The sequence below is a fragment of the bacterium genome (assembly GCA_035308905.1).
Taxonomy (GTDB): domain Bacteria; phylum Sysuimicrobiota; class Sysuimicrobiia; order Sysuimicrobiales; family Segetimicrobiaceae; genus DASSJF01.
The window spans coordinates 26550-49918 of the sequence record DATGFS010000044.1 but is presented as its reverse complement, the minus strand read 5'-3'; the positions used below and the strand labels follow the sequence as shown (position 1 = coordinate 49918).

Annotated in this window: 23 protein-coding genes and 1 tRNA gene; 21 read left to right on the top strand and 3 right to left on the bottom strand. The window is 69.8% G+C overall.

From position 1 onward, the window contains the following. Positions 1–15: 15 nt before the first annotated feature. The 3 genes from VKT83_13670 (at position 16) to VKT83_13660 (ending at position 1066) form a co-directional block, all read left to right on the top strand. Positions 16–507 (top strand): flavin reductase family protein, encoded by a 492-nt coding sequence (locus tag VKT83_13670; GenBank protein ID HLY23508.1) that lies wholly within the window; start codon positions 16–18, stop codon positions 505–507. A gap of 54 nt (positions 508–561) precedes the next feature. Then, complete coding sequence (locus VKT83_13665; protein ID HLY23507.1) at positions 562–945, top strand: RidA family protein; 384 nt, start codon at positions 562–564, stop codon at positions 943–945. Between the two features lie 47 nt (positions 946–992). Next, positions 993–1066: transfer RNA gene (locus VKT83_13660), tRNA-Gln, on the top strand. 10 nt (positions 1067–1076) lie between these two features. Here the strand turns inward: VKT83_13660 and VKT83_13655 are convergent. Further along, positions 1077–1370 (bottom strand): GYD domain-containing protein, encoded by a 294-nt coding sequence (locus VKT83_13655; protein HLY23506.1) that lies wholly within the window; start codon positions 1368–1370, stop codon positions 1077–1079. A 55-nt stretch (positions 1371–1425) separates the two neighbouring features. Beyond that, the gene (locus VKT83_13650) at positions 1426–2025 is read right to left on the bottom strand and encodes a hypothetical protein (GenBank protein HLY23505.1); all 600 of its coding nucleotides are present in this window, start codon (positions 2023–2025) and stop codon (positions 1426–1428) included. Between the two features lie 227 nt (positions 2026–2252). Here VKT83_13650 and VKT83_13645 point away from each other — a divergent pair, with 227 nt between their 5' ends. The 8 genes from VKT83_13645 (at position 2253) to VKT83_13610 (ending at position 9187) form a co-directional block, all read left to right on the top strand. Continuing rightward, positions 2253–3449: a DUF4331 family protein gene (locus VKT83_13645; GenBank protein ID HLY23504.1), complete on the top strand. Its 1197-nt coding sequence runs from the start codon at positions 2253–2255 to the stop codon at positions 3447–3449. Positions 3450–3510: 61 nt separating this feature from the next. Then, on the top strand, positions 3511–4842 hold the full coding sequence (locus VKT83_13640) for a tetratricopeptide repeat protein (GenBank protein ID HLY23503.1): 1332 nt from the start codon (positions 3511–3513) through the stop codon (positions 4840–4842). Positions 4843–4859: 17 nt separating this feature from the next. After that, positions 4860–5993, top strand: a complete 1134-nt coding sequence (locus VKT83_13635) for a HupE/UreJ family protein (GenBank protein HLY23502.1) — start codon at positions 4860–4862, stop codon at positions 5991–5993. A gap of 124 nt (positions 5994–6117) precedes the next feature. Continuing rightward, positions 6118–6708 (top strand): sigma-70 family RNA polymerase sigma factor, encoded by a 591-nt coding sequence (locus tag VKT83_13630; GenBank protein HLY23501.1) that lies wholly within the window; start codon positions 6118–6120, stop codon positions 6706–6708. Further along, positions 6705–7415: an anti-sigma factor gene (locus VKT83_13625; GenBank protein ID HLY23500.1), complete on the top strand. Its 711-nt coding sequence runs from the start codon at positions 6705–6707 to the stop codon at positions 7413–7415. The genes VKT83_13630 and VKT83_13625 overlap by 4 nt, the downstream gene beginning before the upstream one ends. Positions 7416–7435: 20 nt before the next feature. Beyond that, positions 7436–7912: a cupin domain-containing protein gene (locus tag VKT83_13620; GenBank protein ID HLY23499.1), complete on the top strand. Its 477-nt coding sequence runs from the start codon at positions 7436–7438 to the stop codon at positions 7910–7912. Beyond that, positions 7912–8424, top strand: coding sequence for an SRPBCC family protein (locus VKT83_13615; protein ID HLY23498.1), 513 nt, complete (start codon positions 7912–7914; stop codon positions 8422–8424). Before VKT83_13620 ends, VKT83_13615 begins: the two co-directional genes overlap by 1 nt. A gap of 106 nt (positions 8425–8530) precedes the next feature. Further along, on the top strand, positions 8531–9187 hold the full coding sequence (locus VKT83_13610; protein HLY23497.1) for a hypothetical protein: 657 nt from the start codon (positions 8531–8533) through the stop codon (positions 9185–9187). Positions 9188–9230: 43 nt separating this feature from the next. On the opposite strand, the gene VKT83_13605 is transcribed toward VKT83_13610, so the two are convergent. After that, a complete protein-coding gene (locus VKT83_13605) occupies positions 9231–9425 on the bottom strand; it encodes a hypothetical protein (protein HLY23496.1) in 195 nt (64 codons plus the stop codon). Between the two features lie 137 nt (positions 9426–9562). Here VKT83_13605 and VKT83_13600 point away from each other — a divergent pair, with 137 nt between their 5' ends. The 10 genes from VKT83_13600 to VKT83_13555 all read left to right on the top strand — a co-directional run bounded on the left by VKT83_13600 (position 9563) and on the right by VKT83_13555 (position 23292). Continuing rightward, positions 9563–10228: a recombinase A gene (locus VKT83_13600; GenBank protein HLY23495.1), complete on the top strand. Its 666-nt coding sequence runs from the start codon at positions 9563–9565 to the stop codon at positions 10226–10228. Continuing rightward, positions 10173–11687, top strand: coding sequence for a DNA polymerase Y family protein (locus VKT83_13595; protein HLY23494.1), 1515 nt, complete (start codon positions 10173–10175; stop codon positions 11685–11687). The genes VKT83_13600 and VKT83_13595 overlap by 56 nt, the downstream gene beginning before the upstream one ends. A gap of 10 nt (positions 11688–11697) precedes the next feature. Beyond that, positions 11698–15930 carry an error-prone DNA polymerase gene (locus tag VKT83_13590; protein HLY23493.1) on the top strand — a complete coding sequence of 1411 codons (4233 nt, stop codon included), beginning with the start codon at positions 11698–11700 and terminating at the stop codon, positions 15928–15930. Between the two features lie 134 nt (positions 15931–16064). Continuing rightward, positions 16065–16559 (top strand): hypothetical protein, encoded by a 495-nt coding sequence (locus tag VKT83_13585; protein HLY23492.1) that lies wholly within the window; start codon positions 16065–16067, stop codon positions 16557–16559. A 29-nt stretch (positions 16560–16588) separates the two neighbouring features. Next, positions 16589–17998, top strand: coding sequence for a cobyrinate a,c-diamide synthase (locus VKT83_13580; protein HLY23491.1), 1410 nt, complete (start codon positions 16589–16591; stop codon positions 17996–17998). A 67-nt stretch (positions 17999–18065) separates the two neighbouring features. Next, positions 18066–19445, top strand: a complete 1380-nt coding sequence (glmU, locus tag VKT83_13575; GenBank protein HLY23490.1) for a bifunctional UDP-N-acetylglucosamine diphosphorylase/glucosamine-1-phosphate N-acetyltransferase GlmU — start codon at positions 18066–18068, stop codon at positions 19443–19445. A 51-nt stretch (positions 19446–19496) separates the two neighbouring features. Beyond that, positions 19497–20477, top strand: coding sequence for a ribose-phosphate pyrophosphokinase (locus tag VKT83_13570; protein ID HLY23489.1), 981 nt, complete (start codon positions 19497–19499; stop codon positions 20475–20477). 10 nt (positions 20478–20487) lie between these two features. After that, complete coding sequence (locus VKT83_13565; protein ID HLY23488.1) at positions 20488–21714, top strand: MraY family glycosyltransferase; 1227 nt, start codon at positions 20488–20490, stop codon at positions 21712–21714. Between the two features lies 1 nt (position 21715). Next, entirely contained in the window at positions 21716–22891 is a 1176-nt protein-coding gene (gene wecB, locus VKT83_13560) for a UDP-N-acetylglucosamine 2-epimerase (non-hydrolyzing) (protein HLY23487.1), read from the top strand. Positions 22892–22962: 71 nt separating this feature from the next. Continuing rightward, positions 22963–23292 carry a hypothetical protein gene (locus tag VKT83_13555; protein ID HLY23486.1) on the top strand — a complete coding sequence of 110 codons (330 nt, stop codon included), beginning with the start codon at positions 22963–22965 and terminating at the stop codon, positions 23290–23292. Positions 23293–23369 lie beyond the last annotated feature (77 nt).

The following is a 23369-nucleotide window of genomic DNA, read 5'->3' as shown; positions in this document are numbered from 1 at the left end:
AGCGGTATGCCGAAGATGAGCGGGGTCGACGCAAGGCAGTTTCGCGAGGCGATGGCGCGGTTTGTCACCGGCATCACCGTCGTCACCGCGCCCGCGCCCGACGGGCCCCACGGGGTCACGATCAACGCGTTCTCGTCGCTGTCGCTGCGGCCGCCGCTCGTGCTGATCTGCATCGAGCACGGCCGGTACTCGCTCGAGGTGCTGGAGACCTCCCGCGTCTTCGCCGTGAACGTGCTCGCGGAAGGCCAGGAGCACCTCTCGCGCTTCTTTTCGACCGATTCGCGGCCGGAAGGGCCGCACGCGTTCGACGGCGTTCCGCACCGGCCCGGCCGTCTCGCGCCGCTCCTCGAGGGGTGCGTCGCCGCCGCGGAGTGCCGCGTGACCGCGCAGTATCCGGCCGGAGACCACACGATCTTCGTGGGAGAAGTCGAGGCGGCGGAGGTGTTTGCCGGCCGCCGCCCGCTCGTGTACTACGATCGCGGTTACCACAGACTGACGGACCCGTAAGGGTTCGATTTCATGGTGGCCGGCGCCGGAGTGCGCCGGCGGGGAGGCGCGTAGATGAGCAAGCGGATCGTGAGGACGGAGGAGGCGCCGCAGGCGATCGGTCCGTACTCCCAGGCCGTCGTCGCCGCCGGGTTCGTGTACACTGCCGGCCAGCTGGCGCTGGATCCTCATACCGGACAGCTCGTACCGGGCGACGTACGGATACAGACGAAGCGCGTCATGGAGAACATCAAGGCGATTCTCGAGAGCGCCGGTTCCTCGCTCGCCGAGGTGGTCAAGACGACCATTTTTCTGCGCGACATGAACGACTTCGGCGCGATGAACGAGATCTACGGTTCGTACTTTCAGGAGGACCCGCCGGCCCGCTCGACGGTCCAGGTGGCCAAGCTGCCCCGCGACGGAGCGGTCGAGATCGAGGCGGTCGCGCTCGTCAAGTAGCGGCCCCTTGCCGTCCCGGAGCGGACGCGTTACGATCGCGGTGACGTTGGGGGGTCGGCCAACGGTAGGCCATCAGACTTTGGATCTGAGAATCCAGGTTCGAATCCTGGCCCCCCAGCCAGGCACTGCGCCTACGGCAACCGCTTCGTCACCGCTTCCGCCTCCTGCGCCGTAAACGCCCGCAGCGTCTGCGTGCGCACGTCGCCACGGCTCCCGAAGAGGAACGCGCCCTCGAGCGCGGCCTCGTCGTTCGGAAACTCGGCGATGAACACGAAATCGTACCCGCCGAAGGTCGTGTAGTTCGCGACGACCCGGCCGCCCTTGCCGCCGACAAACTGTTCCGCCGCCGCCCGGAGCTGCGGCAGCTGCTTGATGTTCCGGATGCCCTGCTCGGTGTAGCTGCCCAGGATCACGTAGGTCACCATCACACGCCCCTCCTTGTCGGCCGATTGCCGCGTCAACCGAGATTACGCGTGCATCTCACGAACGGCGAAGCACAAGCCCGAGCCAGATGTACCACGCGGGTCCGGCCACGAACCCCGAGAGCACCGCGGGGATCACGATCACGGGGTGCGCAGGGGTGAGGATGATGAGCCGGCCGAGGTACAAGAGGATCAGCAGCGCCCCCTCAACATAGGCCAGCGAGCCAAGGCCGTGAGGCAGCGCGGCGCTGCTCGTAATCAGCCGGCCGAACACGATGAGCGCGAGGCCGGTGATGCCGAACGTCAGCAACCCCCGCGGATCGACCTGACTGGGCGCGTCGGTCGAGGTGCCGGCGACGGGATGCACGGCGGCGGCCAAATCATAGGCGCCGTGAATGGCGGCGCCCATCACGCCGACGATGCCGAGCAACAGCGCCCACAATGCGGCGGGCTCGTTCACGCTACGAAGCCGTTCGTACACGGCCGTCAGCGCAGCGGTGGACAGCAGCCCGCCCAGCATCAGAAAGATCGCGCTCCACAGCCGTCCCGCGTCGGGAGCGGCGCGCGACACGATGAGGAAGCTGACCGCGTAAAGGAACCCCGCGGCTCCCGCCAGGATCGCGCACAGTCCGCCCACCCCGTCGAACGGTGCCCGCATCAACGTTCCCCCCTTGAACCGCCCGCAATAGCGGATCGACGCACTGCTGCACCATGCTCCCCGTCTATTCCTTCGTCCGCGCGGCCCGCGCGGATGGGTAGCCGCGCGCACCGGCCAATCCGCATCGGGCCGGACTGCGAATATCCCGGTGACGGAAGAGATGCCGCCGAGCGCGCGCGGACGTCCGGGATGGGCGGCGGCTTCCGAGACGACAGGGAGGTGGCTCGATGGGTCGATCCAGGTTGTGGCTGTCCGCCCTCGCGCTTCTGGCGCTGGCGGCGATGGTGATCACACCCCGGCTGCTCGTGGCTTCCAACCACGACGACGGGGAACTCGATTTGAAAGGCCGCGCTCTGCACACCACGGATTTCTTCGTCTTCCGTGAGCAGGACCAGAATCCGGCCGCGGGCGCCGGCGACCTGATCTTCGTCATGAACGTAAACCCCCGGTCGCTGCCGCGCCAGGAGTATGCGTTCAGCACAAACGCGCAGTACGACATCCACGTGACGCGGGCGATGAACAACGACGCGATGCCGACCGGGAAGACCGACGCGATGCTGCGGTTCCAGTTCGGGGCCCCGGGGCAGGACGGCTCGCAGCCGATTAAGGTGACGGCTATACGCGACGGCGTCACCACCGCCGGCTCGATGGGGGCGCGGACCACGCCGCTCGCCGCCGCGGCGGCGCCGATCGTGACCCCGGTTACCCTGGGCGGGGGGACGATCTCCGTGTTCGCGGGGCTGCGGGAAGATCCGTTCTTCTTCGACGTCGAGCAGTTCTTCCGCGTTCGCGCGGGCGCGCTCGGGATGGGGCCCAAGGTCGGGTTCCGTGAGCCCGGGTACGACTTCACTGCGGGCTACAACGTCCTCTCCATCGCGGTCCGCGTGCCGCGCGCGTGGCTCGCGGGATCGACCTCCGCGACGACCTTCGACGCGTGGACGACGGTGAGCTCCGGCGGCAAGCAGATCGCCCGGCTCGCTCGGCCGGCGATCGGCGAAGGGCTCCTCACCACCAGCGCCTACCAGAACGCGCTCAACGGCGTGGGACCGGACTTCGAGGCGGCTGCGCTTGCGGGCCACAAGCCCGAAGCGGACGCGGCCGGTCCAATCGTCGCCGAGGCCAAGCATACGCTCATGGCGTTCGGCAACGACGACAAGCGCGCCACGGCGCTGCTGGTCGCGTTCCTGCCCGATGTGATGCGCATCGACACAACCGGCCCGAGCGGCTACGGCGCCGCGCTCAACGCGAAGGGCAGCCCGATCCGCGGCCGCAAGATCACCGACGACGTGATTCACGTGACCCTCTCGGTGGTCACGAACGGCGCGGTGAAGACCGACAACGTGACGTACGCCGGACCCAACGGCGGCGGCACCGCGCACAAGCCGCTGCTCACGTCGTTCCCGTACCTGGCCGACCCCAACTAGATCCAAGTCCGGGCGCCGGCGGTTCACCCGCCGGCGCCCGGACTCACGGAGGCCCCCGAGGATGAACTTACGACGGCACCGTTCAGTGATGCTCGCGATCGTCGTCGCCGCGCTGGTCGCCACCGGCATCGGTCTCGCGCACACCGCCGGCGCCGGACGCGCGGACGCGCCCTTCCGGTACCGCTTCGAGCGCCCCCCGCAGGGCGCGATCTCGAGCCTCCTTCGGGCGGAGATGGCGTTCTACGAGGAGCGGCTCACCCGCAACCCCGACGGCGCCCTCGACCGCGCCGGGCTCGCCGGGGCCTATCTCAAGGAAGCCCGCGTGACGGGCGACCTCCGATGGTACCTGCTGGCCGAGCAGACGGCGCGGGAATCGCTGGCGCGCCTCGCCGTCAACAACGACGGCGCCGTTCTGGCGCTCGCCCGCGTCGCCGAAGCCCGCCACGACTTTGCGGAGGCGATGCGCCTCGCGCACGCGGCCGGACCCACCGAAGAAGCGCTGCCGATCGTCGTGACGTCGAGCCTTGCGACTGGCGACGTGCCCGCGGCGTCGCGGGCGGTTCGGGCGCTCGTGGCCGCGGATCCGTCGCTGCGCGCGTATGCGCTGCGCGCGCTCGTCGAGATCGCGCGGGGCCGGGACGCCGAGGCCGAGGCCGACTACCGCCGCGCGCTGGTGCTCGAGGAGCCCGAGGAGACCGCGAGTTCCACCTGGGTGCGCAGCCTCTACGGGCGTTTTCTCTATCAGCACGGCCGGTTCGATGAGGCGAGGGCTTTGTTCACCGAGGCGCTGCGGATCCTGCCGCAGTACCCGCTCGCGCTGACCGATCTCGCTGTGCTGGACCTGCGGCAGGGCCGGTATGACGCGGCCGTCGATCATCTGACGCGCGTCGTCACGGTCACGCGCGACGCCCCGAACGTGTACGACCACGTCGTGCTGCGCGGCGTCGCGCAGGCGCGCGATCTGCAGGGCCGTCACGCCGAGGCGGCGCGGTTTTGGGCCGACGCCGAGGCACGGCTGCGCCAGGACGCGGCCTCCGGTGCCTACGGCCACCGGCGCGAACTCGCGCGTCTTCTCCTGACCCGCGGCCAGGCTGCCGATCTGCCCGAGGTCCTTCGGCTGATGCGGCAGGAGCTTGCGGTCCGCTCCGATCCCGACACGCTGGACACGATGGCGTGGGCGTTGTCCAGCGTCGGGCGCTGGAGCGAGGCGCAGCAGTTCGCCCGCGCCGCGCTGCGCTGGGGCGTGCGTGACGCGAGGTACTATTACCGCGCCGCCCTCGTGGCGCAGGGGCTCGGCGACACCGCCGCCGCCGACAGATATCTGCGGCTCGTCCGCGCCGTCGATCCCGCGTTTGACCAGCGCGCCCTGCAACTCGGCCTGATCGGTCTGTAGCGGAGGGAGGAGGGACGATGACGCGACGCAAGACCCGATGGATAGTCCTGATCGCGGCGGTGCTGCTGGCGCCGTGGCTCGCCGCGCCGCCCGCACCCGTCGACGCGCATTGGGCCGACCAGGCGGCCGCGGAGATTGCCGTCGCCGGCGCCTCGGCGCGTGTGACGTTGACGCTGCCGGCCGGGCTGGTTGCCTTCGCCGCCGACGCGCATGCCGGCCGCCTGACGAACGACGAGATCCGGGCCCACCGCGAAGACCTCCGCCGGTTTCTCTCGGCACACCTGCGGCTGTCCGCGCGGCTTCGGACTCCCGCGTCCGAGGTCCGCGAGGGTGTCCTTGCGGTCCAGCCGTTCGCGGGGCCGCCGGCAATGGCGGGGCCGGCCGGGCTTGCCCCGGCGACCCACACCACGCTGGCCCTGGTATACACGTGGCCGGCGCCGGTCGACAGGCTGACAATCAGGTACGATCTCTTCCTGCCCGGCGCGTCGACGGCGAGCTGCCTGGCTACCATCCTCGCCGACGGCCGGGTCCACAACGTCGCGTTCACGCCGGGACACGAGGACGCTACGATCGCACTCGGCGCGCCGGCGGTGTGGCAGACGGCGGGCGGGTTCGTGCTGATGGGGATCGAGCACATTCTCACCGGCTACGACCACATGCTGTTCCTGCTGAGCCTGCTCATGGTCGGCGCGACACTCCCGCAGCTGCTCAAGATCGTGACGGCGTTTACCGTGGCGCACTCGATCACCCTGTCGCTGGCGGTCCTGGGCCTCGTCGACCTGCCGTCGCGGTGGGTAGAGAGCGCCATCGCGCTGAGCATCACCTACGTCGCGGCCGAGAACGTCTGGAGGGGCCGCGGCGCGCTCGGCTCGCGGTGGCTCGTGACTTTCGCCTTCGGCTTGGTCCACGGCCTCGGTTTCGCGTCCGCGCTGACCGAACTGCACCTGCCGCGCGCCAACCTGGCCGCCTCGCTTGTCGGATTCAACCTCGGCGTCGAAATCGGGCAGGTGTCGGTGATCGTGCTCGCGGCCCTGGCGCTCGACCTCATCCGGCAGCACGCGTGGGCGCCGGTGTTCCGCCGGTCCGTTTCGGCGGCCGCCGCGCTCACGGGTCTCGTGTGGTTCGTGCAGCGCGCCCTGCTGACGTCGTAGCCGGTGCGGGCCTCGCAGGGATCCGATGAGCGTGGCCGCCGCGGACTGGCACGGACCGGCGCCGTCCCGGCCGGCGGACAGGGGACGTTCGCGATTGGAGCGAAGGACGGCGCACCTCGGAGGTGTGACCAGACCGATGGCGGGGGGCACGGTCCCACTCCTCAGCGCAGCTGATGACCAGGCACTCCTCGCGCGTATTGCCGACGAAGACGCGGGCGCCTTCGAGACGCTGTATGCACGCTACAGCGCCGCCGCGTACTCGGTGGCCATAGGCCTGCTGAGAGACGCGGCGCAGGCGCAAGAGGTTACGCAGGACGTTTTTCTCGCGATCTGGCGGGGCGCCCGCGGGTTCGATCCCGCGCGCGGCAGCGCCCGCACCTGGATTCTTTCGGTCGCGCACCATAAGAGCGTCGATGCCGTGAGGCGGTCGCGGCGCAATCCTACGGTGCCGCTGTCCGAGACGATGACCGGCGCCGCGGATGTGATCGAAGCGGCGCAGGCCCGCGTCGACGCCGGCCACGTCCGGCGGGCGCTCGAGGGCCTCTCGATCGAACAGCGCGCCGCGATCGTGCTGGCGTACTACGGTGGATACACGCAGCAGGAGATCGCCCAGCGTCTGGGCGTGCCGCTCGGCACCATCAAGACACGGATGCGGGACGGGCTGCTGCGCCTGCGAACTGTCCTGCCGGCGCCGGCCCCGGAGACGGCACAATGACCCACGACGAGATCCGGGAATCGATCCCAGGGTACGCGCTGCACGCGCTCGCGCCCGACGAGGCGCGGGACGTCGAAGCGCATCTGGCGGACTGCGTGGAGTGCCGGCGCGAACTGGCGGTGTTCCAGGAGGCAGCGTCTTCGCTCGCCGCCGGGTTCGAGCCGCATGAGCCGCCGGCGGCGCTCCGCCGCCGGGTCCTCGACGCGGTGCGCCCCCGCGGTCGGACCGTCCGCCCCGGCCCCGGTTGGGCAACGGCGCTGGCCGTCGCTGCGGCGATCGTCGTCGTGCTCGTGGGTATCGTCGTCTCACTGGAACAGCGGCTGACCGGGCTCAGCACCCAAGTAGGGTCGGAGGCCCAAGCGCTTGCGTTGTTGGCCGACCCCGCCTCCCGCGTCGCGACCCTCAGCGGGTCGGCGGCAGGCAGCGTCCGGTTCATCTTCGATCCGGCAACCGGTCGAGGCGCGCTCGTCGCCACGGGGCTGCGCGATCCCGGTCCGGACCTCGTGTACCAATTGTGGCTGGTGGCCGGGGCGACACCGCGGAGCGCCGGCGTGTTTCGGCCGACGTCAGGGACTCCCGTGATCGTGGCCGTGGGCGCCGACTTTCCGCGCTACCAGGCGGTCGCGATTTCTGTCGAGCGCGGCCCCGGCGGCGCCGCGCGTCCTTCGGCCGCCCCGGTGCTGGTAGGCAAACTGGGCGGAGGATAACGCATCGAGGAGGGGGCCCCATGGCGGGAGGACAGGCGAAGGCGCTACAGCCCGGAGACGGTCGCGTGCTCAGCGTGCTGGGCAACACGTTCACCCTCAAAGTCATGGCCGCCGACACGGATGATTCATACGCCGTGATCGAGGTCACGTCTCCGCCGAACGGCGGCCTCCCGCCCCACAAGAACACCCGGGAATCCGAGACCCACGTGATTTTCAACGGCACGTACAGCTTTGTGCTCGGGACCCAGACGCACAAGGCCGCGCCCGGCGCCGTCTTCTTCGTGCCTCGGGGCACGCTGCACGCGTTTCAGAACGTCGGACGGGAAGCGGGACAGGTGCTGCTCATTCCGTCGCCGGGTGCCAACAACGAGGCGTTGGTCGCCCGACTTGCCGAGCGGTTTGGCGGCGGGTTCCCCGCCTCGGGGCCGGATCCGGCCGCGCTCGAAGCGCTTGGGGCGCTCGCGCGGCAGTACGGCGTCGAGCCCGCGATCGGCTGATGCCGGAAGTACACGCCGGCCCGCGTTCATTCGCCCCGCTGCCGCGAGGACTGTGGAACTACTACTTCTGCGAGGAATGGCGGGTCGCCGCCCCGGTCGAACGGGCCTGGACGGCGATCCGCGATCTCGAAGCCTATCCTCGGTGGTGGAACGAGTTTGTGGCGGTCGAACGGCTTAACGATTTGGACGGGGTCGGGTCACGCGTGTCCGTGCATGCGAAGGCCGCGCTGCCCTATCACATGCATTTCAACCTCGAGACGATTGTCGAGGAGCGTCCCCGGCTTGCCATCGTGAAGGTTCGGGGCGATCTTATCGGCGAGATGCGTTGGCGGCTCGAGACGGACGGATCCGGTACGCGCCTCATTTTCGACGAATCGGTTCGGACCGGGAAGCCGCTGCTGAACGTGTTCGCGCCGGTTTTCAAGCCGCTGTTCGCATGGAATCACCGCGTGATGATGGCAAGCGGCGAGCGCGGACTCCGCGCCTACCTCGCGGGAAAAGGCGCAACGTAGATTGTCTCGGTCAAGTAACGGATCCCGGGCCGCCGGCACGTTACCGGAACCGTAACAAAAGGCGGCGCCCCGCAGGATCACGGTGGAGCCACGAAGAAGCCGCGCCGTGATGCTTCGGCGGCTGCTCGCGGTCACGGTGATTGGTATTGTGTTGGCCGCCGCCTCACCCGCGCCGGCGGGCGGGATGGTGCTGCAGTTTCCCCTGATCACAGACGGCCTGATCTTCTTCGTCACGTCCGGATTCAGCGATCATCCCATCATGCTGTTCGGCCGGCCGACGACCTTCCCCCTGATCATCCAGCCGATCCTGCTCGTTCGGAAGAAGGTGTTTGCCGCGCCGACGGCCATTGTGTTCCTCTCCCCGTCGGTCCCATATGGCGCGCCGATTTTGCCCTCGGTTCCGATGACGGCGCCGGCCGTGGACTCGACGGACTACTCGGCCGTCGCCGACATGCCGCCGGCCGCCGCGGAGACCGTCGACAACATCGCGCGCGCCCCCGAACTGTACGACGAGCGGCTGGTGAGCGTCACCGGTGTGATTTCGGGCCTCGGGACGTTCGTCGACAATTGGGGCCATCTGTATCTGATGTTCCGGTTGGTGGACGGATACCGCTCCATCATCGTGCTCGTCGGTGGACAGGCCGCCAATCTTCGAACCGGCCTGCGGGTGCAGGTGACCGGCGTGTTCTACAGCGAGGTCGTATCATCGGAAGGCCGGGCGACCGGGGTGCTGCAGACGCTCGCGATCACCGGACCGCCGTAACAGTCGTACCGCGAAGTCCGGCCGGGGGCCGGCCGGACCGACGCTACGCCGCCAGCAACCGCTCGAGCTGCATCTCAATTGATGTGCGCGGTTCCTCGTATTTCTCCTGGATCATGCTGATGAGCGTGTCGGCATCGCCTTTGACCTGATCGAGTTCCTCGTCGGTCAAGCGGCTCCAGTTGGATTTCACCCGGTAACGCACGTCGGGCCACCGCGATCCGAACCGGCTTTTGTCCATACCGCCACCTTCCGGGCTGGCAATTTAATGGATTACCGGTGATTTCCCCCGGCTCAGGATCTTCTGTTCGTTCGGTTGACATAACGAACATATGTTCGCTATCCTCAAAGCACCACAATCTCAAGGGGATCTTCGCGGTGGTCGTCTCGCTGGCCAGTCCGGTTCACGATCCTCGGTTCAATGCCTCCGGTGGGGCGCTTCTGCGCGAGGATGGATGGTGTCTCGAGCGGCTGGCCGGCCGGCTTGTGCAGCTCGAAGGCGCCGGCGACTCCGCCGTGCTCACGCTTGCGTTTTCCATAATCCTCGAGGCCCAACAAGCGGAAGAACCGGCGGCGTGGATTACCCTCCATCCGGCGGGCGCCCGGCCGCCGGCCGGTTCCGCTGCACCGTCGCTGTTCTACCCGCCCGACGCCCACGACAACGGAGTCGATCTCGCGGCACTGCCCATTGTACGGGTCCCCGGTGTGACCGCGGCGCTGTCCGCGGCCGATCTGCTCCTGCGGTCCGGCGGGTTCGGCCTCATTCTCGCCGATCTTGGCGTTCCTCCGGCGATCCCGTCGACGGCGCTCGCGCGCCTCGCGGGCCTCGCCCGGCGTCACCAGACCGCGATGATGTTTCTGACCGAGCCGCCGGCGGCATCACCCGGGTCGCTTGGGTCGCTCATCTCCGTTTACGCGCGTGCCCGGCGGCGCCGGGCACGCGCCGATCGATTCGACTGCGGGGTGGAGGCCCTGAAAGACAAACATCGTGGACCGGTCTGGCAGCATGTGGAAGTGCGGCGTGGAGCGGCTGGCCTGCGCTGAACTCCCGGCGCTTCCGCTGCAGCTGCTGTTGCGCGATCACCCGGCGTGGCGGCGGCGTCCCAGCGCGGTCGTCGCGGAAGATCTGCCGCAGAGCCCCGTGCTCTGGGTCAACGCGCCGGCGCGGGAAGGCGGCGTCGCCCCGGGGCTGCGCTACGGGTCGGCGCTCGCGATCGTCCCCGACCTTCGGGCCGCGGTCGTTGCGCCGGCGGACATCGTCCGCGCCGTCGATGCGGTCGCAGGCAGACTGCGCCGTTTTTCTCCCGATGTGGAGCCGGCCCCGGACGAACCGGGCGTGTTTTGGCTCGATGCGTCGGGCCTCGATCGTCTGCACGCGTCGCTGGACGGATGGGCGGAGGGGATTCGGAGCGATCTGGCGCGCGCCGGGTACGACGCGGTGGTCGTCGTGGGTTTCACGCGCTTCGGCACGTACGCGGCGGCGCGGGCGGCCCGCGGCATCCGGGTGTTCAAGGATCCGGACGAAGAGCGCACCGCCGCCCGGTGTGTCTTGCTGCGCGACCTTCACCTGCCGCCGGAGATGCTCGAGGCGCTCGGACGGCTCGGCGTGCGGACGGTGGACGATCTGCTCCGGCTGCCGGCCGGCGGGTTGATGGAGCGCTTCGGGCCGGCGGCGGAACGTCTCCACCGGCAGGCATCCGGAGATCTGTGGTCGCCGCTTGCGCCGCGCCCCGCGATCGACCCGGTGCGCCGTCATGTGATGCTCGATGCGCCGGAGGCCGACGCACAGCGTCTCCTGTTCATCGTCAAGCACATTCTGCATCCGCTGCTGGCACGGCTGGCGTCGCGAGGACAGGCGCTCGCCGCGCTCGATCTACGCCTGCGGCTTGGGAAGGAGTGGGCCGCCGCGCAGGTCATCCGTCCCGCATCCCCGACGCTCGATGCGGTGCGGCTGGCCGACCTCGTGCGCCTGCGCATGGAAACCGTCCGGATCGCCGCCGGCGTCACCGAGATCTGCGCGGACGCCGCCGGCGTCCCTGCCGCGCCCGAGCAACTCGCCCTCTGGGCGGAGCATCCCCGTCTGGCGCGGGGCGAACGGCCGGCGCGCAATCTCGAGGCCGGCACCCGCGCCATCGACCGGCTGCGCGCACGGTACGGCGACGAGGGAGTGCGGTGCGCGGTGCTGCGGGACGGGCATTTGCCCGAGGCGCGGTTCGGATGGGAGCCCATGGCGCATTTGTCTTCAGCACGGCCCCGCCGGCTCGAGACACGGCCGCTCGTTCGGCGGATCTTCACGCGGCCGATGCCGTTTCAGGCCCAAGCACCTCCCGTCGCGGGGCCGTTCATCATATCCGGCGGATGGTGGGCCGCCCCGCCCCGCGAAGGCGGGGTGCGCGAGGCGCATCGTGCCTACTATTTTATGGAAGGCGCAGAGGGAGAGCTGTGGTGGGTGTTCTACGATCAGGTGCGCCGCTGCTGGTATCTCCACGGGCGGGTGGAATGAGCGGATGGGCATGAGCTACACCCCGCTGTGGTGCAAGACGCACTTTTCGTTCCTCGAAGGCGCTTCGTCCCCCGAAGAATTGCTCGAGGCGGCGGCCGGGTACGGCCTCACAGCATTGGCGGTGACCGACCGCGACGGCGTGTACGGGGTCGTGGAGGCGCATCTCGCCGCCCGGGAGCGCGGAGTCCGGCTGATCACGGGCGCGCAGGTCACGGTCGCCGGGGACTCGACGCTGCTGCTCCTCGCCGCGGATCGGGGCGGCTATGCCAACCTCTGCCGTCTCTTGACGGCGGGCCGTCTGCGTTCGCCGAAGGGCGAAAGCCGCGTGTCGTGGCGGGAAGTCGCCGCGCACGCCGCGGGGCTCGTCGCGCTGTGGGGCGGGGAGGCGAGCCTGCTGGCGGCCGCCGGCTCCGATCCGGATGAGGCGGCGGACGTCTTGCGCGACGCGTTCGGCGACCGGCTGTACGCGGTCGCCTCACGGCACCGTCGGGACCTCGAGGTGTCTCAGGAGCGCCGGCTGCGGGACCGCGCGGCGCGGTACGGGCTGCCGGTCGTCGCGGCGCACGAGGTGCTGTACCATACGCCGTCGCGCCGTCCGCTCCAAGACGTCCTCACGTGCATCCGGCACAGGATCGACCTGCCGTCCGCCGGCACGCGCATCAAGCCGAACGCCGAGCACGCGCTCAAGGACGCGGACGCGTTCGGAACGCTGTTCGCCGACGATCCGGACGCGGTCGCGCGGACCCGTGAGATCGCCGAGCGGTGTACGTTCGCGCTTACCGAGTTGCGGTACCGGTATCCGCTCGAACGCCTGCCGGAGGGCACGACGTCGTCGGCGTGGCTGCGGACCCTCACGTTTGCCGGCGCGGCGGAGCGGTACGGCGGCCGCGTGCCGCCGGAGGTCGCCGCGCAGCTCGATCGAGAGCTCGTGATCATCGGCGACCTCGACTACGGCGGATACTTTCTCACCATGCACGAGATCGTCCGGTACTGCCGCGCGCACGGCATCCTCTGTCAGGGGCGCGGGTCCGCGGCCAACTCCGCGGTCTGCTACTGCCTCGGCATCACGGCGGTGAACCCGGTGCGGACGGACCTGTTGTTCGAACGCTTTCTCTCGCGCGAGCGGGCCGAGCCGCCGGATATCGACCTCGACGTCCAGCACAACCGGCGGGAAGAAGTCATCCAGTGGATCTACGAGACCTACGGCCGCGACCGCGCGGCGATGGTCGCCAACGTCATCCGGTACCGGTTCCGGTCGGCGGTGCGCGACGCCGGCAAGGCGCTGGGGCTCCCGCTCGTGGCGCTCGACCGGGTCGCGAAGCTCGTCTGGCACGAGGACGAGGTCACCTCGAAGCTGCTCGGCGACGCCGGTCTCGATCCGGCGCGGCCGGCCCATCGGCACCTTGTCCGGCTCGCCGCGGAGATGCAGGATCTGCCCCGGCATCTCTCCATCCATCCGGGCGGCTTTCTGCTCGGCCACGAGCCGGTGTCGCAGCTCGTGCCGGTCGAGAACGCGACGATGCCCGGTCGCACCGTGATCCAGTGGGACAAGGACAGCGTCGAAGGCATCGGCCTCTTCAAAGTCGACGTGCTCGCGCTCGGGGCGCTCTCGCACCTCGACATCGCGTTCCGGCTGCTCGAGGACCAGGGGGTTCGGACGGCCGGCGGCCGTGCGCTGTCGATGGCGACACTGCCCGAAGGCGACCGTGAGGCGTACGAGATGATGTCGCGCGCCGACACCATCGGCGTCTTTCAGGTGGAGAGCCGCGCGCAGATGTCGATGCTGCCGCGCCTGCGTCCTACGACCTACGACGATCTTGTCGTGCAGATCTCGATCGTGCGGCCCGGGCCGATCGTCGGCGGGATGGTGCATCCGTATCTCCGCCGGCGCGCCGGCGCGGAGCCGGTCGAGTATCCGCATCCGTCGCTCGAGCCCGTGCTGGCCAAAACGCTCGGCGTGCCGATTTTCCAGGAACAGGTGATCCGCATCGCGATGGTGGCCGCCGATTACTCGCCGGGCGAGGCGGATCAATTGCGCCGCGACATGGCGGCGTGGCGGCGTTCGGGACGGCTGGAGCGTCACCACGACCGACTCGTGTCCGCGATGATCGCCAAAGGCGTGACGCAAGAGATGGCGGAACGGGTGTTTGCTCAGATCAAAGGGTTCGGCGAATATGGATTCCCGCAATGCGTCGGTGGAGATACGCGGGTTATTGATGCGACTACAGGGCGGTGGATAAGAATCGAAGAGGCGGCGCGCGATTCGGATCGGCTCAACACGACGTTGGTCTGCGATTCAGACCTGCGGATCCGTAGGCGACAGGTGCTTCATATAATGCGTAGCGGCCGGAAACCGGTCTTTTGTCTTCGGACCACATTGGGGCGTTCTGTCGTTGCAACGGCAACGCATCCGTTCCTGACCATGGACGGGTGGCGGCGCTTGGATGAACTGCGTCCGGGCGACCGCATCGCCTCCGCGCGTCGACTTCCGTCGATGGGGCGCCGGCGTGGGGCGCTTGAGTGGGCCGACCGTCTAGATCTTCGCAATATTGGGGCCCGCAAGAAGCGTTTGCCGGACGAAGTTTTTGAATTGGCGAATACCGATCTGGCTCTGCTTCTTGCGAGGCTATGGGAAGGTGATGGACATGTTTCCATTACCCATGGATCCCGCGCAACGTACGATACCGTATCCCGGCAACTCGCCGAACAGGTCCAGCACCTATTGCTAAGACTTGGAATCGTCTCTCGATTGACTACGCACACACGGCCTTACCGAAACCGGTTTGTGACAATCTTTATTGTTCTTATCACAGGGGCATTGAATGTGATCCGTTTCAACAAGCAAATCGGCCGGTTGTTCCTGGACCCTACAAAGCGAAGAACCGCGCAAATCGCGGCGACATTTCAGACAGACCGCAATGGAAACGTCGGCGGGCGAATGTCACATGACATCGTGCCAATTGCGGTGCGAGCTATGATCCGGCGCGAATACGATCGAAGCGGTGTGCGATGGAAGGATGTGGCTCAAGCGACTGGTTTGGGTATGCGGGAAATCTATGGCCGCGTGAGTCAGAAGCGAGGTTTTCGCAGGTGGGTGGTCAAGCGTCTCGGTGATTACTTCAAGTCGCCGCCACTTCTCCGGCTTGGAACCTCGGATATCTACTGGGACGAAATCACGGCGGTCGAGTCGCTCGGTGAAGAGGAGACTTACGACCTTCATATCGAGGGCGATCATAATTTCCTCGCGAACGACCTTATCGTTCATAATTCGCATGCTGCTAGTTTCGCACTGATCGCCTACGCTTCAGGATATCTCAAGTGCCACTATCATCCGGAGTTCACGTGCGGGCTGCTCAACGCGCAGCCGATGGGATTCTACGCGCCGTCTACGATCGTCGACGACGCGAAGCGGCACGGCGTCGAGGTGCGTCCGATCGACGTCACGGTGAGCGGCTGGGACTGCACGCTCGAGCCGGTTCCCGTGTCCGGCTCCGTCGCGGTGACGTCTGCCGCCCCTCCCTCCGCGCGGCCGTGGGCTCACGCCGTCCGGATGGGGCTTCGCTACGTCAAGGGACTCGCCGAAGACGACGGCCGGCGGCTGGCGGCGGCGCGGGCGGTCCAGCCGTTTCGGTCCCTCGACGACCTGATCCGCCGTACCCGGCTCGACGCGGGCTCGCTCGTGGAGATTGCCGAGAGCGGCGCCTTCGAGGCGCTGGGCGTCGACCGCCGGACGGCGCTGTGGGACGCGCGGGCGCTCGCGCGCCGCCGCGACATCGCGCTGCCCGTCCAGGTCCGCGAGCCGTCGCCGCTGTTCGACGGGCTCGGCGCCTCCGAAGAGATCGCGTGGGACTACCGGGCGTCGGCGCACAGCACCCGCGGGCATCCGCTCTCGCCGATGCGCTCCGCGCTGCGCGAGGCGGGCCTGCCGGAGGCCCGGGCGGTGCTGGCGATGCGGGACGGCGCCGCCGTCCGCTACGCGGGGATCGTCATCTGCCGGCAGACGCCGGGCACCGCGTCGGGCGTCACGTTCATGACGCTCGAAGATGAGACCGGTTTCGTCAACCTGGTCGTCTGGCCGGCCGTGATGGATGAATTCGCGCGGCTGGCCCGCACCGTGGTGTTCCTCGGCGTCACGGGCCGCATCCAGCGGCAGCACGAGATCGTGCACGTCATCGTGCGGGAGTTCTGGCGGCCGCGTCTTGCACCGCGTGTTCCGGACGTCGCGAGCCGGAACTTCAGATGATCGTCAGGGGCCGCCCCACCAGGACCGGGCGGTCCTGGTTCGAACAGTAGCGAAGCAGGGAACAGATCAAGCGAACGACTGACCTGCTACGGGCTCGAGGGACGACGATGGAGCGGACGCGCGGGAGTCTCAGGATGGCATGGACGAGAGGCACGACCGGTGTGTCGGTCCCATCAGCCCTCGCGGCCGGCGTCGCCGCGGGGATCGTGGCCGGATTCATCGAGGCCGGCCTCCAACTGCTGACCCGCTCCCATATTCCGCCGATCCAGGCGACGTTTTGGTCTAGTGTGCTCGCGGGCGTGCTCGCCGGGCTTGTCTATGCGGCATGGACGCGCATCTCGCCGCGTCCGGTGGCGGCGCTGTGGCTCACGAGCCTCCTCATCGCGACGATCGACACGGTCGTCATCTTCATGCTGCCTTTCCCGACGGCAGGACGGTACCTCGGCCTCGGGCCGATCGCCGGGATCGTGACGCCGCTGCTGCAGATCCTCGCGCTCTTCGGAATCGGAGGCTTCGGCCGCGGGCACCTGCCCGCATCGTTTTTCGAGGTCTTCACCGCCGCCCACTACGTCACCGCGATCGTGGTGAGCGCCCTCATCCCCGTCTTCGCGCGTCCCAAGTCCGCCTGAGCCCCGGCGGAGCGCCGTCGCGTTTCGTCGTGGCGGCCGCGCACACCGGCGCCGGCAAGACGACCGTCACGATGGGACTGATCGCCGCGCTCCGGCGGCGCGGGCTGGACGTGCGCCCGTTCAAGGTCGGTCCCGACTACATCGATCCCGGGTTTCTGTCGCGCGCCGCGGGGCGTCCCGCGCGCAACCTCGACGCGTGGCTGCTCGATGGTGCGACCGTGCGCTGGGTGTTTGACCGGCACGCCGGCCCCTCCGCCGCGGTCGTCGAGGGGATGATGGGGCTCTTTGACGGGTTGACCGGACGCGACGATACCGGGAGCACGGCGCACGTCGCGCGGCTGCTGGATCTGCCCGTCGTCGTCGTGCTCGACGCCTCGCGCGCCGCGAGGAGCGTCGCCGCCGTCGCGCGGGGATGCCAGGTGTTCGACCCGCGCGTCCGGATCGCCGGCTGGATCCTGAGCCGCGTCGCCGGCGACACGCACCGGCGCTGGGTCACGGACGCGGTGGAGCGCGCGACACGCCGGCCGGTTCTCGGCTCGCTGCCGGAGGATGGGCGTCTGGCGCTCCCGGAGCGGCACCTCGGTCTGGTGCAGGCGCACGAGGCCGGCTCGCTCGGCCGCCTCCTCGCGCGCCTCGCGCACGAGGTCGAGCGCCGGTTCGACCTGACGCGGCTGCTCGAGGTCACGCGCGAACGGGCGGGGCGGGGCGGCGCCGCGGTGCCGCGCGGGCTGGCCCGGATGCTCGCGGGGCCGCGGGGCGCGGCCGCGCCGCCCGCGGCCCCGCCGGTCATCGCCTGGGCACGGGACGACGCTTTCACGTTCCATTACGCCGACAACGTCGATCTGCTGGCAGCGCTCGGCGCGCGCGTCGTACCGTGGAGTCCGCTCGCCGATCGAGCGCTGCCGCCGGAGACGGGGGCGCTCGTGCTCGGCGGCGGGTATCCCGAATTGTTTGCCGCGGCGCTGGCCGACAACCGGGCGGCGCTCGACGCGGTGCGGGCGTTTGCCGGAAGGGGAGGGCCGATCTACGCGGAGTGCGGCGGGCTCATGTATCTCGCGCGCGGCATCGCGCCAGGCCGCCGGCTCCTGGCCGGCATCGTTCCGGCGTGGGTGCGCCTGCGCCCGCGGCCGCGGGTGGCGTACGTGCTGGCCGAGACCGTCCGCGACACGATTCTCGCGCCCCGGGGTACGGTGCTGCGGGGGCACGAATTTCACACGTCGTCGCTCGTCCCGGCGCCGCGGGCCCGCGGCGCGGCGTACCGCGTGACGGATGCGGCGGGAGTCTCTGCGCCGCCTCGCTTCGACGGATATTGCCGGCCGGGCCTCCTGGCGTCGTACGTGCACGTGAATTTTCTCGGCGCTCCGCGGCTGGCCGCGCGCCTCGTCGCCGCCGCGTCCGCCGCGCGGCGCCGGTCCATCGCCGCGCGTGCGCGCAGGTAGGCCGGAGCGGGGCCACGAATCTTGGGTGCGCGCCGCCGACACCGGCGGCGCCCGGGAGGCTCATTTTTTGGCGCACGCGGGGACGGGCCGGGCGGCGGCCGTGGTGCTGGCCGCGGGGAAGGGCACGAGGATGCGCTCGGACCTCCCGAAGATGCTGCACCCGCTCCGCGGACGGCCGATGGTGGCCTACGCGGTCGACGCGCTGCGGCGCGCCGGCGCGAGGCGTCCGCTCGTCGTCATCGGGCCCGATCACGGTGCGGTCCGCGAGGCCCTGGGCGACGGCGTCGACTACGTCGTTCAGCGCGAGCCCCGCGGCAGCGGGCACGCGCTCCTCCAGGCGGTGCCCCGCCTCCGCGGCCACGCCGTGGCCTACGTCGTGAACGGCGACATGCCGCTCGTCTCTCCCGAGACCCTCCGGACGCTGCTGAGGCGCGTGCGCGACGGCGCGGCCGCGGCGATCGCCACGGGCACGCCGTCGCCGACTCCGCCCTACGGGCGGATCGTGCGCGGGGCGGACGGCCGCTTCCTCCGGATCGTCGAAAACGCCGACGCCACGCCGGAGGAGGCCGCGATCCGCGAGGTCAACGCGGGATTCTACTGCGTCCGCATCCCGGAGACGGCCCAGGCGCTGCGCCGCGTCCGCCCGGCGAATCGCCAGGGCGAGTACTACCTGCCGGACGCCGTGAACGTCCTCGCCGCGGACGGCCGCGACGTCGCCGTCGTGCCGGTGACCGATCCCGAGGAGATCGTCGGGGTGAACACGCACGCGGATCTGTCGGCCGCCGACGCGATCCTCCGCCGCCGCGTGCTCGAGCGCCTGATGGCGGCCGGCGTCACGGTGCTCGATCCGGCGACGACGTTTGTCGACGACGCCGTAAGGGTCGGCCGCGACACGGTGCTGCATCCCGGCACGTTTCTCATCGGGCGCACGGTGATCGGTCCCGGCTGCACCGTCGGGCCGGGCGCGCGCGTGCGCGACTCGGTCTTGGATCGCCGCGTGCGGGTGTGGGATTCCTGGATCGAGGAGAGCCGGATCGGCGAAGGCTCGCGGGTGGGGCCGTTCGCGCATTTGCGCCCGGGCACCGTGATCGGGCGTGACGTGGAGATCGGCAACTTCGCCGAACTGAAGAACTCGCGGGTCGGCGACCGGACCAAGGTCCACCACAAGAGTTATCTCGGCGACGCCCAAATCGGCGCGGAGGTCAACATCGGCGCCGGGACCATCACCTGCAACTACGGGCTTGACGGGCGCAAGCACCGGACCACCATCGGCGACCGCGCCTACATCGGCAGCGACTCGATGCTGGTCGCCCCGGTGCGCATCGGCCGCGACGCGGCGACAGGCGCCGGCTCCGTCGTGACGAAGGACGTACCGCCCAGGCGCATGGCCGTCGGCGTGCCGGCGCGGGTGATCCGCTCGCTGAACGGCACCCATCGCGGCCGGTAGCACCGCGTCCCGGGCAAAACAGGATACTAGAGAGAGGGAGAGGAGGGGGCGATGGCCGACCCGCAGATCCGGATCTTCAGCGGCACGAGTAATCCGGAGCTCGCCCGGGGGATCGGGGCCTACCTCGGTCTGCCGGTCGGCGCGATGCACGTCTTCCGGTTCGCCGACGGGGAGATCGGCGTGCGGATCGAGGAGAGCGTGCGCGGCCTCGACGTCTTCGCCGTCCAGTCGACCTGTCCGCCGGCAAACGAGACGCTCATGGAGCTGCTGATCATCATCGACGCGCTCCGGCGGGCCAGCGCCGCGCGCGTGACGGCGGTGATCCCGTACTTCGGGTACGCGCGCCAGGACCGCAAGATCAAGCCCCGCGAGCCGATCTCCGCGAAGCTGGTCGCCAACCTGCTGACGACGGCCGGGGCGGACCGCATCCTCACGGTTGATCTCCACACCGGCCAGTTGTGGGGGTTCTTCGACATCCCGCTCGACCATCTGCCGGCGCGGATGATCCTCGGCGACTACTTCAAGTCGCTCGCGCTCGAGCATCCCGTCATCGTGTCGCCGGACATCGGCGGCGTCAAGCGGGCCCGCGAGTTCGCGCAGTACCTCGGGGCGCCGCTTGCGATCATCGACAAGCGCCGCGACCGGCCGAACCAAGTCGCGGAGATCGTGCATGTGATCGGCAAAGTGTACCGCCGGACGGCGATCTTGGTCGACGACATCATCGACACCGGCGGCACGCTGGCCCTCGCGGCCGAGGCGCTCATGAAGCGCGGCGTCCGGTCGGTATACGCGTGCTGCACGCACGCGATCCTGTCCCCGCCGGCGATGGCCCGCATCCAGCGGTCGCCGATCGAGCAGCTCGTGGTCACCGACAGCATCCCCGTGCCCGCGGAAAAGCGGACGTCCAAGCTCGCGGTCATCTCGGTGGCCGGGTTGATCGGCGAGGCCGTCCAGCGCGTCCACGCCGAGCAGTCGGTGAGCGAGTTGTTCGGCGCCCCCCGCGTGATGCAGACCGCCACCGAGGGCGAGTAGCGGAGCCGCCGTGACGATCTACCCGTTCCTCGTGGCCGGCGCCTTCGGCCTCGTCATCGCGTACCTGCTCACGCCCGTCGTCGGCTGGCTCGCGACGCAGATGGGCGTCCTCGACCGGCCGGGCGGCCGCCACATCCACCGCGCGCCGGTGCCCCGGCTCGGCGGGCTCGCCATCTACCTGGCCTTTGTCGCGGCGGTGCTCGTCGGGCTGCCGGTCGAACGGCCGATTCACGTCGCGTTCGAGTCCCAGCGCATCACGATCGTCGTGCCGTACCTGCCGGCGATCGACCGGCCCATCGTCGCGCTGCTGCTTGGGGCGACCGTGATCACGCTGGTCGGCGCGTTCGACGACATCCGCGGGACGCGACCGCTGGTCAAGCTCATCGGCCAGATCGCCGCGGCCGCCGTCCTGCTGCCGTTCGGGGTCGGCATGGACGTGCTGACGAACCCGCTCGGCGGCATGTTCTTCGTCGGCCCGCTCGGCGCGATCGTGACCGTGGTGTGGATCGTGGCGCTGTGCAACGTGATGAACCTGATCGACGGCGTGGACGGCCTCGCGTCCGGGATCGCCGCGATCGCCGGCACCACGCTGCTCGTCGCGTCCTACCATCGCGGCGACGTCGGGACGGCGATCCTCGCCGCGGCGCTCGCCGGCGGCGCCTTGGGGTTCATCCCGTACAACTTCAACCCCGCGCGGATCTTCCTCGGCGATACGGGGTCGATGCTGCTCGGCTATCTGCTCGGCGCGCTGTCCGTGCTCGGCACCTACAAGAGCTACACCGCGCTGTCCCTCCTCGTCGCGCTCGCCGCGCTCGGGGTTCCGGTCACGGACACGGCCTTCGCGATCGTGCGGCGGTGGCGCAACCACCGGCCGATCTTCGAGGCGGATACGCAGCACCTGCATCACCGGCTGCTCGCGCGCGGACTGACGCCCCGCCAGACGACGGCGGTGCTCTACCTCGTCACCGGAATTCTGAGCGCGGGCGCGCTCATGGTGACCGGCGTCGGACGGTTCCCGATCATCGCGATCCTCGGCCTCCTGCTGGCGCTGCTGGCGCTCGGCGCGCGGAGGACGGGACTGCTTGTCCCGTCGCCCGCGGCCGCGACGGCGGGATCCACCGCCGCGGATCTGCAGCCGGCGGCGGGCCCGCCGGTCTCCCCGCCGCTCGCTCCCGCCGGGCCGGTGGCTCCGGCGGCCGGCGACCATGTCATCGAAGCCGGCAGCAACGAGCAGTGAAGTGAGCGGAGCGGGCCGGCCGTCCGCCCGCCGGACGGTGCTCGCGGTCTTCGGTACGCGTCCCGACGCGGTGAAGATGGCGCCGGTGGTTCGCGCCCTCGCCGCCGTCCCGTCCGAGTTCAAACCGGTCGTCGTCGTCACCGCCCAGCACCGGCACATGCTCGATCAGGTGCTGGAGGTGTTCGACCTCCACCCCGACTACGATCTCGACATCATGACCGAGCAGCAGTCGCTCGTCGACATCTCCGTGCGCACGCTCGCCCGGCTCGACGAGCTGCTGCCGGCGATCGCGCCCGACCTGCTCGTCGTGCAGGGAGACGCGGCGCCGTGCTTCCTCGGCTCGCTCGCCGCGTTCTACCGCCGGATTCCCGTCGCCCACGTCGAGGCGGGGCTCAGGACGGACGACAAGTACCAGCCGTTTCCCGAGGAGATGTACCGGCGGATGGCGTCGGTCCTCGCGGATCTGCATTTCGCCCCGACCGCCGCGGCGCGCGCGAACTTGGAGCGGGAGGGGGTGCCGCGGTCGCGGATCACCGTCACCGGCAACACGGTGATCGACGCGCTGCTCGAGGTCGCGCGCCGCGAGGCCCCGCCGGCGGAGCCGCGGCTGCGCGAGGCGCTGGCGCGCCCGGGCCGCCGTCTCCTCATGACGACCCACCGTCGCGAGAACTGGGGCGAGCCGCAGCGCCGCATCTTCAGCGCGGTGCGCCGCCTCCTCGACGAGTTCGGCGACCTCTCGCTGATCTTTCCGGTCCACCTCAACCCGACTGTCTCGCGGCCGGCGCACGAGATCCTCGGCGGCCATCCGCGCGCGTACCTGTTCGCGCCGTTCGACTACCCGACGACGGTGGCGGTGATGAAGGCGGCCGCGCTGATCCTGACGGACTCCGGCGGCATTCAAGAGGAGGCCCCGGCGCTCGGCCGGCCGGTCCTCGTGCTGCGCGAGACGACCGAGCGGCCGGAGGGTGTGACCGCGGGCACGGCCCGGCTGGTCGGCACCGGCGAGGCGGATATTCTCGCCGCGGCGCGCGAGCTGCTCACCGACGCGGACGCGTACGCCCGGATGAGCCGGGCGCGGAATCCGTACGGCGACGGCCGCGCGGCCGAGCGCATCGTCGGCGTGCTGCGGCACCACTTCGGATTCGAGCGGAACTTACCAGACGAATTCCGCGTTTGACAGTCAAAGCCGGCCGCGCCTATAATGATGCGGCCGCGGGCATATATTCAAGCGGTTGAGAGGTGGTGAACATGCGCCGGATCGCCGGTGTTGTGGGAATCGCGCTTGTGGCCCTGGTTCTCGCCGGCCTGCCCCCGCTGGGCACGACGACCGCGTCGGCGCAGACCGCCCCGAACGTCGTGGTCCGGTCGGGCATCTCCGGCTCGGTGCTGCCGCTGCAGCTTGCCGTCGTCGGTCAAGCCGTGAAGCTCGGCGACACGCTGGTGTTCGTGCGCACGTCGACCGGCAGCGCCATTCCGGCGGCCCGGGCGACGGCCAACGGTAAAGTCATTCAGATGATGGTGCGGGTCGGCGATTTCGTCAACATCGGCGACCCCGTGGCCGTGATCGAGGCCCAATAGCGGGGGCCGCACTCGGGAGTGGTGACGAGGGGGGCCTCCCCCTCGTATTGTTTATAGCGGACGCCGCGGACGCGGCG

Bases quoted from the DNA above. Each gene is read 5' to 3' on its own strand.
- VKT83_13670 (HLY23508.1), top strand. From the start codon at position 16: ATGAGCGGGGTCGACGCAAGGCAGTTTCGCGAGGCGATGGCGCGGTTT.
- VKT83_13665 (HLY23507.1), top strand. From the start codon at position 562: ATGAGCAAGCGGATCGTGAGGACGGAGGAGGCGCCGCAGGCGATCGGT.
- VKT83_13655 (HLY23506.1), bottom strand. From the start codon at position 1,370: ATGGTGACCTACGTGATCCTGGGCAGCTACACCGAGCAGGGCATCCGG.
- VKT83_13650 (HLY23505.1), bottom strand. From the start codon at position 2,025: ATGCGGGCACCGTTCGACGGGGTGGGCGGACTGTGCGCGATCCTGGCG.
- VKT83_13645 (HLY23504.1), top strand. From the start codon at position 2,253: ATGGGTCGATCCAGGTTGTGGCTGTCCGCCCTCGCGCTTCTGGCGCTG.
- VKT83_13640 (HLY23503.1), top strand. From the start codon at position 3,511: ATGAACTTACGACGGCACCGTTCAGTGATGCTCGCGATCGTCGTCGCC.
- VKT83_13635 (HLY23502.1), top strand. From the start codon at position 4,860: ATGACGCGACGCAAGACCCGATGGATAGTCCTGATCGCGGCGGTGCTG.
- VKT83_13625 (HLY23500.1), top strand. From the start codon at position 6,705: ATGACCCACGACGAGATCCGGGAATCGATCCCAGGGTACGCGCTGCAC.
- VKT83_13620 (HLY23499.1), top strand. From the start codon at position 7,436: ATGGCGGGAGGACAGGCGAAGGCGCTACAGCCCGGAGACGGTCGCGTG.
- VKT83_13615 (HLY23498.1), top strand. From the start codon at position 7,912: ATGCCGGAAGTACACGCCGGCCCGCGTTCATTCGCCCCGCTGCCGCGA.
- VKT83_13605 (HLY23496.1), bottom strand. From the start codon at position 9,425: ATGGACAAAAGCCGGTTCGGATCGCGGTGGCCCGACGTGCGTTACCGG.
- VKT83_13590 (HLY23493.1), top strand. From the start codon at position 11,698: ATGAGCTACACCCCGCTGTGGTGCAAGACGCACTTTTCGTTCCTCGAA.
- VKT83_13585 (HLY23492.1), top strand. From the start codon at position 16,065: ATGGCATGGACGAGAGGCACGACCGGTGTGTCGGTCCCATCAGCCCTC.
- VKT83_13570 (HLY23489.1), top strand. From the start codon at position 19,497: ATGGCCGACCCGCAGATCCGGATCTTCAGCGGCACGAGTAATCCGGAG.
- VKT83_13555 (HLY23486.1), top strand. From the start codon at position 22,963: ATGCGCCGGATCGCCGGTGTTGTGGGAATCGCGCTTGTGGCCCTGGTT.